Raw genomic sequence first — 11,390 nt, forward strand, 5'->3', positions numbered from 1 at the left:
ACGAAAACGTGGGGAGACGCCGCATCGGGACGTGACCCGGCGGCGTGGGAAAGCTCGGCCACGCTATCAAAATCGCTACTTCGGGCAAGGATTCCGCACCGCCACGGCGGTCGCGGCGGTGCGCAAAAAGTGATCTTCGGCGAAAAGGACAACTCGAAGTGGCCACTCAAGTGCGGAGCCGCCGGCGGTTTGCCGACGCGCAGTAGTGCGCGCTGCGGCATTCGAGGCGGTCCACGGGCAGAACAGACACGGTCGAGTGATTACCTGGAAGAGGGCTCGCGAACACTCAGCGTGATGTGATCACCACGGTGGTTTGCTCAGCTCGGCGGTTCGATTTCGCCCGCGTCCTCGTCGACGTCCTGCGTCTCGGGCTGCTCGCGATCGGCTTCGGGAACTTCGACGTCGAGGTCGACCTCCGGCGTGCCGGGCGGGCGCGGGACGTCGGGGGTGAGGGGTCCGGTTTCGCTGTCGGTCATGGTCCCGGGGTACCCGGTGGCCGGCGGCCCAAGCGTGGCGAGCCGGGGCGAAACCACCCGGCCGGGGCGGGAAATCACCCGGCCGAAGTTCCGCGAATTGCGAGGTCCGAGTCCTGGTGGGAGCGTCGGGGCACCGACTGCTTTCCCACCACGGAACCAGGAGTAGAGGCATGACCACCACCGAGATGCCGGCCGTGCACGAGTGCACGGTCAGCGGCTGTTCCTACAACCACGACGGCTGCCACGCGTTCGCCATCACCGTCAACGGCGACAACGGCACCGCCGACTGCGGCACGTTCGTCCCGCTGAGCACGAAGGGCGGCTTGGACCGCGTCGTGGCCCAGGTCGGCGCCTGTTCCCGCACCGACTGCCGGCACAACTCGTCGCTGGAGTGCACGGCGTCGAGCGTCCGCATCGGACCGGGCGACGGCGGGCACGCGGCCAACTGCCTGACCTTCGCGAAGTAGTCCCTCCCGGGACCGGCTTCAGACCTGGAGCCGGTCCCGGGCGGTCTTGATGACGTCCTGGCTGTCCACCAGCAGCGCGTCCGCCGCGGTGCGCCCGGTGGCGGCCAGGTAGGCGTCGACGAGCCGGTTGCCGGCCGCGTACCCGGCGCCGGTCGGGAGCCCGACCGGCGCCGCGCCGAACCGGACGGCGGTGGCGTCGCCGTGCACCCACGCGGTGAAGTTGCGCATGCCGGTGACCCCGAGCCCGGAGACGACCTTGGCGAGCACGGCGTCGTCGGCCAAGTGCGGGACGCCGATCCGGGCGTACCCCAGTTCGTCCCCGTAGAGCTGCCGCGCGAAGGCGTCGGCGAGGCCTTCGGAGACGACCTGTTCCCCGACGGTGACCGTTGCCGGGTCCCACACCACCGCGCCACTGGCGTAGCGCATGTTGTGATGCAGCTCGTGGACGGCGGTCGCCTCGAGCCGGGCCAGGTTCTCCGGGTACGGCCAGAGATTGAGGAACAGGTAGCCCGGCACGCTTCCGTTGGCTGTCATGCCGAGCGACGGGCCCATGAAGTGGTCGTCACCCGGGTCGCCGAGGACGAACAGGACGGTGAGATCGGGGACCGTGATGCCCGGCGTCGCAGCGACCTGCACGCCGACGGCGTTGTCGAGTGCTTCCCGGATCCGTTGCCACGCCTGGGCTTTCTCGAGGGTTTGCAGTGCTTCGAGGCAGCGTTCGCCGTCGCGGTCGAGCGGGAAACCCGAGCCCATCCGGTGCATCGCCACCAGGTCGACGTCGCCGGGGAAGTACCGGTACATCCCGGCGGCGGGCCGCAGCATGGCGCGCAGCAGTTCTGGCCGGTCGGCTTCCGGCGCCCGCAGGATCTCGCGCATGGCCGGGAGGGTGTCGAGGACCGTGATCGTCATGCTGCGCAGGCTAGGGTCTCCAGCGACTGGAGAGTCAAGAACGTCTGCGGGCCAGGTGATGCCCGATGGCGGCAACAACGCCGGCCGCGGCGACCACGGCGGTGACCACCGGACTCATGGACTTCGACAGGCTCGGCGCGTCACTCGACCCGAGCAGCCAGATTCCGAGCGGCACAAGGTAGGCGGCGGTGAGCAGGGCGGTCCACCAGCGGGCGGCGCGCAGCCGGGTGTCGCGCAGCGTGGCGACGAGCACCACGATGACGGGGATGCCGGCGAGCAGGGCGAACTGCCCGGCGACCATGAGCGGGAACGCCCAGGCCGCGACGAGGATACCCCGGGACGTGCGTGAAGTGGTGGTGGTCATGGTGATTCTCCGTTGTGTGGTGGTTCAGCAGTGGTCGGCGCGAGCTTCGGCAGTGGTCTTGAGGGCGGCGAGCCAGGCGTCGAGGCCGGGGGCGAGGAACTGGATGGCGGTGGCCGGGTCGGCGTCGATCTGCTCGCCGGTCCAGCTCTCTTCGGTGCGGACGACTACGCCGCCGCGGACGGGGGTGAACGTCCAGACGTGGACGCCCCGGTCGATCTTGAGTCCTTCGCCGATCGCGGGGCCGGACCAGCGGATGCACTGACCTGGGTTGATCTGGTGGACGGTCGAGGTGATCACGAGGGTGGTCGCGGGGGTGGTCGGCGTCGGGGGTGCGGGGGTGGTCCAGCGGAACCGCGATCCGGGGCGGAGGGGGCCGGGGTCGAGGCGCTTCATCGTTTTGACGGCGGTCTGCCAGGTGGGCCAGGAGTCGACGTTGGTGTGGAGGTTCCAGATGGTGGTGAGGGGGGCTTTGATGAAGGTTTCTGTCTGGTAGTGGACCTGGGCGGCGGGGTCGATGCCCTGGTTTCGGCAGGTCAGCGGGGTGGGCTGGGTGGTCTGGCCGGGCTGGGTGAGCCGAGTGGCCTGGCCGGGCTGGGTCGCCTGGATGGGCCGGTATTGCATGGTCGGTCCGGTGGTCGCCTGTGTCGGCACGGTGGCGAACAGCGCGGCGAGCTGGGCCGCCTGGCTGGTCTGAGCGCCCTGTCCGCCCTCGGCAGATTGGCCAAGCCGGGCCGTCTGGGTGGGCTGGATGGGCTGGTTTTGCGTGGTCGGCCGGGTGGTGGCTTGCGCCGGTGTTGCGGCGAAGAGCGCGGCGGCGGCGAGCGGGACGGCGAGCACGGCGCGGGTGCTGGGCACGGTGGTTCTCCTCGGTGGCGGGCGACTCAGTTAGTCCTCATCGCGTTGGTTAGAAGCTATAACCAACGCCTGCTTAGTGTCAATAAGAAAAGTGATAGGCTCTAACTAGACGGAAGGGGTCACATGACGGATGTGGACACCCCGCGCGAGCGCTACCGGGCGCAGGTGCGCGCGGAGATCAAGCAGCACGCGTGGGAGCAGATCGCGGCGGCGGGGGTGCCCGCGCTGTCGTTGAACGCGATCGCCAAGCAGGTGGGGATGAGCGGGCCGGCGCTGTACCGGTACTTCGCGAGCCGGGACGAGCTGATCACCGCGCTCATCCGCGACGCGTACCGCAGCCTGGCGGACACCGTCCGGGCGGCTCGCGCCGCGGGCGCCGATCTTGCCGGCCTGGCCCACGCCATCCGCGACTGGGCACGAAGCGACCCGCAGCGCTACTTCCTCATCTACGGCACGCCCGTGCCGGGCTACCACGCCCCGGACGACACCACGGCGATCTCGAACGAGGTCATGACGGTGCTGATCGAAGCGTGCGCCGGCCTCCCGTCGAAGGGCGGCTCACCGTTCGCGGAGCACCTCGAAGGGCACCGCGAGTGGGCGGGGGACCAGTCGGTGCTGGCCTCGACCTTGCACCGCGCGTTGTCGTTCTGGACCCGGCTGCACGGGGTGCTGTCGCTGGAACTCGCCGGTCACTTCACGGGCATGGGCTTCAACCCCGACCTCCTGATCGACGCAGAGCTGGAAGCCCTGGCCACCTGACCCCGGCAGCAGGAAGGTCGGCGATCATCGGAAGCGCCGCCCCGAGCCCCACCCGGAAGGTCCCGGCGGCGATTGGGCATTGCGAGGTTCGTGGGGGAGTGCCGCCATACAGCGCGGCTGGCAAATCTTGTCGGCAAGCGGGTGCCTCGGCGATTGCGGAAGCGCCGCCACCGAGCCTCGCCCGCCAGATTCCAGTAGCGGCTGGAGGCGGCGAAGATCGCAGGAAGCTGGAGCGCAGGCACACCAAGCTAAACCCGGCAGCAGGCGGACACCCAGGCGATCGCGGGGCGCTGCCCGACGATCGCGAGGGGCGCACCACGCAACGTGGCCGGCGGATCTCGGCGGCGGCCAAACTTTCCGGGACTGAGGGCAGGGCCAGCACGGGGCGGATCCGAAGATCCCGGCGGTAGCCTCACGCCGCGCAGGGGCAGGCGATTCCCCGAGATCGGTCAGGCACCTTGGCGATCAGAGGCGACCTGTCCGGTAGATCCTGGCAGTGGCCTCACGCCGCGCAGAGCAAGCCGTCGCCGAGATCAGTCAGAGACCAACCCCGGCACCACCCAACCACCCCGAGAACCGGGCAGCCTAAACGATCCCCGCGCTGATCAACTCCTGCCAGATCTCCCCTTGGTCCACCACTTCCACCCCATGCTTCTCAGCCTTGGTCAGCTTCGCAGCCCCAACCTCAGCCCCCGTGATCAGCAAATCCGTACTAGCCGAAACCGACGAAGCAATACTCGCCCCGGCCCGCTCGCAAAGCCGCTGGAAAGTAGGCCGAGGCACCTTCTCGCCCGACCTGGGATCACTGATCGACCCCGTCACCACCACCGTCTTCCCGGCCAACGGCGCACCCGCCGCCACCACCGGCGGCAAATCCTCGTCCCGGACGTCCAGGGAAACCCCCGCCTCCCGCAGCCGTGCGAGCTCCGGACCTAGTCGGGTCAGGTGCTCTATCAACGAGGCCGCCACCTTCGGGCCGATGTCCTCGACCGCGACCAGCCCTTCCTCGCCCGCGTCGGCGACATCCTCCAAGGAGCCGAACCCCGCTCGGCAGAGTCGGGCCGCGGTGCCTTCCGAAGCCATCGGGATCGCCAGGCCGATCAACGCCCTGCGGAGGCCCACCGCGCGGCTCGCGTCGATCGACTCGATCATGCGGGTGGCCGAGACCTCGCCGATGCGCTCGAACTCCAGCAGGCGCTCCTTCGTCAGCGCGTAGAAGTCCGACGGCTGCTCCAGCAACCCCGCCTCGGCGAGCCGCTCGATCCACACCCCGCCGACCGCGTCGATGTCCGCCGCGGCCCTGGATGCCCAGTGGATCAGCCGGCGGACCGTCTGGGCGGGGCAGGAAACGTTGGTGCAGAACAGTTCCCGGCTGTTGCCCTGCTCGGTCAGCGGCTGTCCGCACGAAGGACACTCGGACGGCGGGACGATCTCGCGCTCCTCACCGGTGCGCTTCGACTCGTCCAGCACACCCGCGACGAACGGGATCACGTCGCCCGCGCGGCGGACCAGCACCGTGTCGCCGATGCGGATGCCGCGGGCGCGGATCACCTCCTGGTTGGCCAGGGTCGCCCGGGTGACCGTCGTGCCGCCCACGAACACCGGCTCCAGCCAGGCGACCGGGGCGATCTTGCCCGTCTTGCCGACGTCCCAGACCACGTCGGCCAGCACGGTGGTCTTCTCCTCGGCTGCGAACTTGAACGCCAGCGCGCCGCGCGGGGAGCTCGAGCGGGTGCCGGCGGCGGCATAGGCGTCACGGTCGGCCAGGCGCAGCACCGCGCCGTCGAGGTCGTAGTCCAGCTTGTTGCGCTGCTGCTCGATCGCCGTGATCACCTCCTGCGCCGCCTCGGCGTCGGCGCAGTGGCGCATGTCGGCGGCGGTGAACCCGAGTGTCCGAAGAGCACCGTCCAGATCGGTCTCCGCGCTGTCGGGTTCGGTGTAGAGGTCGAAGGCGAAGAACTGCAACCGCCGCCCGGCGACCGTGCGCGGGTCCTTCGCGCGCAGCGTGCCGGCCGCGGCGTTGCGTGGGTTGATCAGCGGCTTGTCCGGATGTGCTGTGTTGTAGGCGGTGAAGGTGGTGCGCAGCATGACGGCCTCACCGCGGACCTCGACCCGGCCCGGCGCGTCGACGCGGTCCGGGATCCCGTCGGTCAGCGCCCGCACGAGCATGGTGACGTCGTCACCGGTCGTGCCGTCGCCGCGGGTGACCGCCCGCGCCAGGCGGCCGTTTTCGTAGACGACGGCGAGCGAGAGGCCGTCCAGCTTCGGCATGACCACCACCGGCTGGCCGGGGAAGCGGTCGAAGAACGCCACGACCTGCTCGGGCTTGGTGGCCTTCTCGAGCGAGAGCATCGGGCGCGAGTGCCGGATCGGCGCGTGCAGCACCGCGGGCCCGCCCACCTGCTCCAGCGGGTTCGGGTCGGGCGTCAGCTCCGGGTTCGCCTCGACGAGCCCCCGCAGCTCGTCCTCGATGGCGTCGTACTCGGCGTCCGCCACCTCGGGCGAGCCCCGGTAGTAGGCGTCGCGCAGCACGACGATCTGGTCGGCGAGTTCCTGGATGCGGTCCCGAGCGTTCACGGACAGGACGTTACCGGGCACCACCGACAGTCCGGCGCATCTCGCGCCGGGGTGGTCAGAACTCGTCCGCCTGGGTCAGCTCGTGTTCGAAGGCGTCCGCCCGGGCGACGATCGACTTCAGCGGCCGCTCGAACTCGTGCTCGATGCTGAGGTCCTCCAGCGGGAACGTGTGCTTGAGCAGCGCCACGCCGTCGACGACCGCGGCGCCGCCGACGGCCGAGCCGCCCGCGAGCTCGAGGAACTTCCGCAGGTCGATCGCGTCGGCCCAGCCGACGGGGGAGGACAGCTCGATCCACGCGCCGCCGTCGAGCTCGGGGAGGTGGTGCACCGTGACCTGCTGGGTGCGGTCCCGCGGGCCGTCGAGCCGGAACCGCAACCAGCCGTCCGATTCCTCCAGCACTTCGTAGCGCGTCCGGACGAAGTTGATCACATCGGTCCAGGTGGTCACCCGATCCGCCTTTCCCCTACGGCCTGCCTGCGCGATGAGCATCTCACGGCGGCCCGGGGTCCGGCACCCGGGTGAAGGGTCAGTGCACTTCGGTCAGTTTTCCGGTGGCGACGTCGAAGACGAAGCCGCGGACGGAGTCCTTCTTCGGGACGAACGGGCTGTTCTTGATCCGCGCGACCGACTGCCGGACGTCCTCGTCGAGATCGCCGAACGCCTCGGCGGCCCAGGCGGGCTTCACGCCGACGTCCTCCTGGATGGACTTCTTGAAGTCGTCGTCGGTGAAGGTGAGCATCCCGCAGTCGGTGTGGTGGATGAGGATGATCTCCTCGGTGCCCAGCAGCCGCTGGCTGATCGCGAGCGAGCGGATCTCGTCCTCGGTGACGACCCCGCCGGCGTTGCGGATGACGTGGGCCTCGCCCTCGTTGAGGCCGAGCACGCCGTAGACGTTGATGCGCGCGTCCATGCAGGCGAGCACGGCGACGTGCTTGGCGGGCGGCAGCGGCAGCGGCCCGGAGAAACCTTCGGCGTAGGCGGCGTTGTTGGCCAGCAGTTCGTCCGTGACGGACATGGTGGTCCTTCCGCAGGAGAAGTGGTTGCGCTGAGTGGACCCGTCGCATGCGTCTTCCCGCAACTGTGCCCAGCCCCTGGGAGGCCGTCATGAGTCGCAATTTTTCCGAATGATGTCAAGTTCTTGCACTTTGTCTCTCGGTTGTTGCATGGTGGTACGGCGCTGGCTCCCTCCCCCCGCCCTCTCAAAGAAGAGAAGACGCCATGACACGCATGCGCCTGACCCGGCTGCTCGCCGGATTCGCCGCCGTGGGCCTCTCCGCCGCCGGGCTCTCCCTCGCCTCCGCGGCTGCCGGTCCACCCCCGGACACCGTCGCCGCCGCCCCGGCCGCGCTCGCCGACGTGCCGCTGACCCGCACCGTGTCGGCGAGCAGCGCGCTGCCCGGCTACCCGGTGGCCAACACCGTCGACGGGAACCAGGACACCTACTGGGAGTCCGCGAACAACGCGTTCCCGCAGTGGATCCAGGCCGACCTCGGGTCGGCCAAGTCCCTCTCGCGGATCGTGCTGAAGCTGCCCGCGCCCTGGGCGGCCCGCACCCAGACGCTGACCGTGCGCGGCAGCACCGACGGCACCACGTTCACCGACCTCGCCGCCGCGAGCGGGTACGCCTTCGCCCCGGCCGCCAACACCGTGACGATCCCGGTGACGGCCTCGACCCGGTACGTCCGCCTGAACATCACCGCCAACACGCAGTGGCCCGCCGCGCAGCTCTCGGAGTTCGAGCTCTACGGCCCCGACACCGGTGACACGCAGCCGCCGAGCGCTCCCACGAACCTCACGCTGACCGAGCCCGGCTCCGGCCAGGTCCGGCTCGCGTGGTCGGCCTCGACGGACAACGTCGGCGTCACCGGTTACACCGTCTACCGGGACGGCACGCCCGTCACCACGGTCACCGGCACGACCTTCACCGAGACCCGGCCCGCGGGCACGCGGATCGAGTACTTCGTGCGCGCGAAGGACGCCGCCGGACTCGAGTCGGCCGACAGCAACCACGTCGTGCGGCAGGGCACCCAGGCCGGCACCAACCTGGCCGCGGGCAAGCCGATCGAGGCTTCGTCGACGGTCAACACCTTCGTCGCCGCCAATGCCAACGACAACAACACCGGCACGTACTGGGAGTCGGCCGCCGGCTACCCGAACACGCTCACCGTCAAGCTCGGCTCGAACGCCGATGTCGACTCGGTCGTCGTGAAGCTCAACCCGGACCCGGTCTGGGGCGCGCGGACGCAGAACTTCGAGGTCCTCGGCCGTGACCAGGGCGCGACGGCGTTCACCTCACTCAAGGCCCGCGCCGACTACCGCTTCGACCCGGCCGGCAACCAGAACACCGTGACCGTCCCGGTCACCGGGCGGACCGCGGACGTGCGGCTGCAGTTCTTCGCCAACTCCGGCGCGCCCGGCGGGCAGGTCGCGGAGCTGCAGGTGTTCGGCACCCCGGCGCCCAACCCCGACCTGGTCGTCACCGGCACGACGTGGACCCCGGCGAACCCGACCGAGTCCAGCCCGGTCTCGGTGTCGGCGACCGTGCGGAACGCGGGCACCGCGAACGCGGCCGCGACGACCGTGAACGTCAGCCTCGGCGGCACCGTCGTCGGCAGCGCGGCCGTCGGCGCCCTGGCCGCGGGCGCGTCCACCACCGTGACCGTGAGCGCGGGCACCCGGCCGCAGGGCACCTACAGCGTGTCCGCCACGGTCGACCCCGCGAACACCGTCGTCGAGCAGGACGACACCAACAACACCTTCACCTCCCCGACGCCGCTGGTCATCGCGCAGTCGCCGGGGCCGGACCTCGAGGTCACCGGCATCACGTCGAACCCGCCCAACCCGGCGGTCGGCGCGGCCGTGTCGTTCACCGTAGCCGTGCACAACCGCGGCACGAGTGACGCGGGCGCCTCGGTGACCCGGCTGACCGTCGGCAGCTCGACGCTCACCGGCTCCACCGGCACGATCGCGGCCGGCGCGACGGCGAACGTCGCGATCTCGGGCACGTGGACCGCCACCACCGGCGGCGCCACCCTCACCGCGACGGCCGACGCCACGAACACGGTCGCCGAGACCAACGAGTCCAACAACGGACTCTCGCGGCCGATCGTGGTCGGGCGTGGCGCGGCGGTGCCCTACACCGAGTACGAGGCCGAAGCCGCGCAGTACCAGGGCGAGCTGCTGACGGCCGACCCGCTGCGCACGTTCGGGCACACGAACTTCGCGACCGAGTCCTCGGGCCGCCAGTCCGTGCGGCTGGCGAGCCAGGGCCAGTACGTCGAGGTCACTTCGACGAACCAGTCCAACTCGATCGTGGTCCGCAACTCGGTGCCCGACGCGGCGGCAGGCGGCGGGCAGGACTACACGCTCAGCCTGTACGTCAACGGGACCTTCGCGCAGAAGCTGACGCTCTCCTCGACGCACAGCTGGCTCTACGGCACCACCGACGACCCCGAAGGCCTGACCAACCGGCCCGGCGGTGACGCGCGGCGGCTGTTCGACGAGTCGCACGCCCTGCTGGCGCAGTCGTACCCGCCGGGCACGAAGTTCAAGCTGCAGCGCGACAGCGGTGACAACGCGGCGTACTACGTCGTCGACCTGGTCGACCTGGAGCAGGTCGCGCCGGCCGCTGCCAAGCCGGCGAACTGCACGTCGATCACCGAATACGGCGCCGTGCCGAACGACGGCGTCGACGACTCGACGGCGATCCAGCGCGCGGTGACCGACGACCAGAACGGCGTCATCTCCTGCGTCTGGATCCCGGAAGGCCAGTGGCGGCAGGAGAAGAAGATCCTGACCGACGACCCGACCGTGCCCAACGGCGGCGGCCAGTACAACCAGATCGGCATCTCGAACGTGACGATCCGGGGCGCCGGCATGTGGCGCTCGCAGCTGTACTCGCTGATCCAGCCGCAGGACGCGGGCACCATCAACCACCCGCACGAGGGCAACTTCGGGTTCGACATCGACAAGAACGTCCAGATCTCCGACATCGCGATCTTCGGCTCCGGCCGGATCCGCGGCGGCGACGGCAACGCGGAAGGCGGCGTCGGCCTCAACGGCCGGTTCGGCACCGGCACCAAGATCGAGAACGTCTGGATCGAGCACGCCAACGTCGGCGTGTGGGTCGGCCGCGACTACAGCAACAAGCCCGAGCTGTGGGGCCCGGCCGACGGCCTGGAGTTCAGCGGCATGCGGATCCGCGACACCTACGCCGACGGCATCAACTTCACGAACGGCACGCGCAACTCGCGGGTGTTCAACTCGTCGTTCCGCACCACCGGCGACGACTCGCTGGCCGTGTGGGCCAACCAGTACGTGAAGGACCCGTCGGTGGACATCGGGCACGACAACGTGTTCACCAACAACACGGTCCAGCTGCCGTGGCGCGCCAACGGGATCGCGGTCTATGGCGGGTACGGCAACCGGATCGAGAACAACCTGGTGTACGACACGATGAACTACCCGGGCATCATGCTGGCGACCGACCACGACCCGCTGCCGTTCTCCGGGCAGACGACGATCGCCAACAACGCCCTGTTCCGCTGCGGCGGTGTCTTCTGGGGCGAGCAGCAGCAGTTCGGCGCGATCACGTTCTTCGCACAGGGCAAGGACATCCCGGGGGTGACACTCCGGGACACCGAGATCCACGACTCGACCTACGACGGGATCCAGTTCAAGACCGGCGGCGGGGTCGTGACCGCGGCGATCACGAACGTCAAGATCGACAAGTCGAACAACGGGGCCGGCATCCTCGCGATGAGCGGCGCCCGCGGCAGCGCGACCTTGACGAACGTGACGATCACGGGTTCGGCGAAGGGTGACGTCGTGCGCGAGCCGGGCACGCAGTTCGTCATCAACGGGGCTCCGGTGCCGGCCGTGGTCCGGCGCGAAACGCGGTAGCACCGGGGCGGGGGGGGGGGGGGGGGGGGCCGATCTGCCGAATCTAGCAAGGGCGTCGCGCAGCGCTCCCACAGCGGCAA

General features: G+C 69.9%; 10 protein-coding genes. 3 read left to right on the plus strand and 7 right to left on the minus strand.

The genetic code is table 11. The features are described from left to right. Window positions 1-317 precede the first annotated feature (317 nt). On the minus strand, window positions 318-476 hold the full coding sequence (locus ACZ63J_RS37610) for a hypothetical protein (protein ID WP_465404289.1): 159 nt from the start codon (window positions 474-476) through the stop codon (window positions 318-320). Between the two features lie 170 nt (window positions 477-646). Here ACZ63J_RS37610 and ACZ63J_RS37615 point away from each other — a divergent pair, with 170 nt between their 5' ends. Further along, window positions 647-943, plus strand: coding sequence for a DUF1540 domain-containing protein (locus ACZ63J_RS37615; RefSeq protein WP_465305898.1), 297 nt, complete (start codon window positions 647-649; stop codon window positions 941-943). Between the two features lie 18 nt (window positions 944-961). On the opposite strand, the gene ACZ63J_RS37620 is transcribed toward ACZ63J_RS37615, so the two are convergent. The 3 genes from ACZ63J_RS37620 to ACZ63J_RS37630 are packed head-to-tail and all read right to left on the minus strand — an operon-like array spanning window position 962 to window position 2,837. Continuing rightward, a complete protein-coding gene (locus tag ACZ63J_RS37620; protein WP_465404287.1) occupies window positions 962-1,852 on the minus strand; it encodes a DUF2268 domain-containing putative Zn-dependent protease in 891 nt (296 codons plus the stop codon). A 34-nt stretch (window positions 1,853-1,886) separates the two neighbouring features. Further along, window positions 1,887-2,216 carry a hypothetical protein gene (locus ACZ63J_RS37625; protein ID WP_465404285.1) on the minus strand — a complete coding sequence of 110 codons (330 nt, stop codon included), beginning with the start codon at window positions 2,214-2,216 and terminating at the stop codon, window positions 1,887-1,889. Window positions 2,217-2,240: 24 nt separating this feature from the next. Continuing rightward, window positions 2,241-2,837 carry an SRPBCC family protein gene (locus ACZ63J_RS37630; RefSeq protein ID WP_465404541.1) on the minus strand — a complete coding sequence of 199 codons (597 nt, stop codon included), beginning with the start codon at window positions 2,835-2,837 and terminating at the stop codon, window positions 2,241-2,243. A gap of 357 nt (window positions 2,838-3,194) precedes the next feature. On the opposite strand from ACZ63J_RS37630, the gene ACZ63J_RS37635 reads away from it, so the two are divergent. After that, the gene (locus ACZ63J_RS37635; RefSeq protein ID WP_465404283.1) at window positions 3,195-3,830 is read left to right on the plus strand and encodes a TetR/AcrR family transcriptional regulator; all 636 of its coding nucleotides are present in this window, start codon (window positions 3,195-3,197) and stop codon (window positions 3,828-3,830) included. A gap of 585 nt (window positions 3,831-4,415) precedes the next feature. Here ACZ63J_RS37635 and ligA read toward each other — a convergent pair. From ligA to ACZ63J_RS37650, 3 genes are all read right to left on the minus strand, one after another. Then, window positions 4,416-6,407 carry an NAD-dependent DNA ligase LigA gene (gene ligA, locus ACZ63J_RS37640; protein ID WP_465404281.1) on the minus strand — a complete coding sequence of 664 codons (1,992 nt, stop codon included), beginning with the start codon at window positions 6,405-6,407 and terminating at the stop codon, window positions 4,416-4,418. A gap of 55 nt (window positions 6,408-6,462) precedes the next feature. Further along, window positions 6,463-6,855, minus strand: coding sequence for a hypothetical protein (locus ACZ63J_RS37645; RefSeq protein ID WP_465305888.1), 393 nt, complete (start codon window positions 6,853-6,855; stop codon window positions 6,463-6,465). A gap of 79 nt (window positions 6,856-6,934) precedes the next feature. Further along, entirely contained in the window at window positions 6,935-7,423 is a 489-nt protein-coding gene (locus tag ACZ63J_RS37650) for a beta-class carbonic anhydrase (protein ID WP_465404279.1), read from the minus strand. Between the two features lie 203 nt (window positions 7,424-7,626). On the opposite strand from ACZ63J_RS37650, the gene ACZ63J_RS37655 reads away from it, so the two are divergent. Further along, on the plus strand, window positions 7,627-11,310 hold the full coding sequence (locus ACZ63J_RS37655; protein WP_465404277.1) for a CARDB domain-containing protein: 3,684 nt from the start codon (window positions 7,627-7,629) through the stop codon (window positions 11,308-11,310). Window positions 11,311-11,390 lie beyond the last annotated feature (80 nt).

It is taken from the genome of Amycolatopsis sp. NPDC104863 (assembly GCF_055582965.1).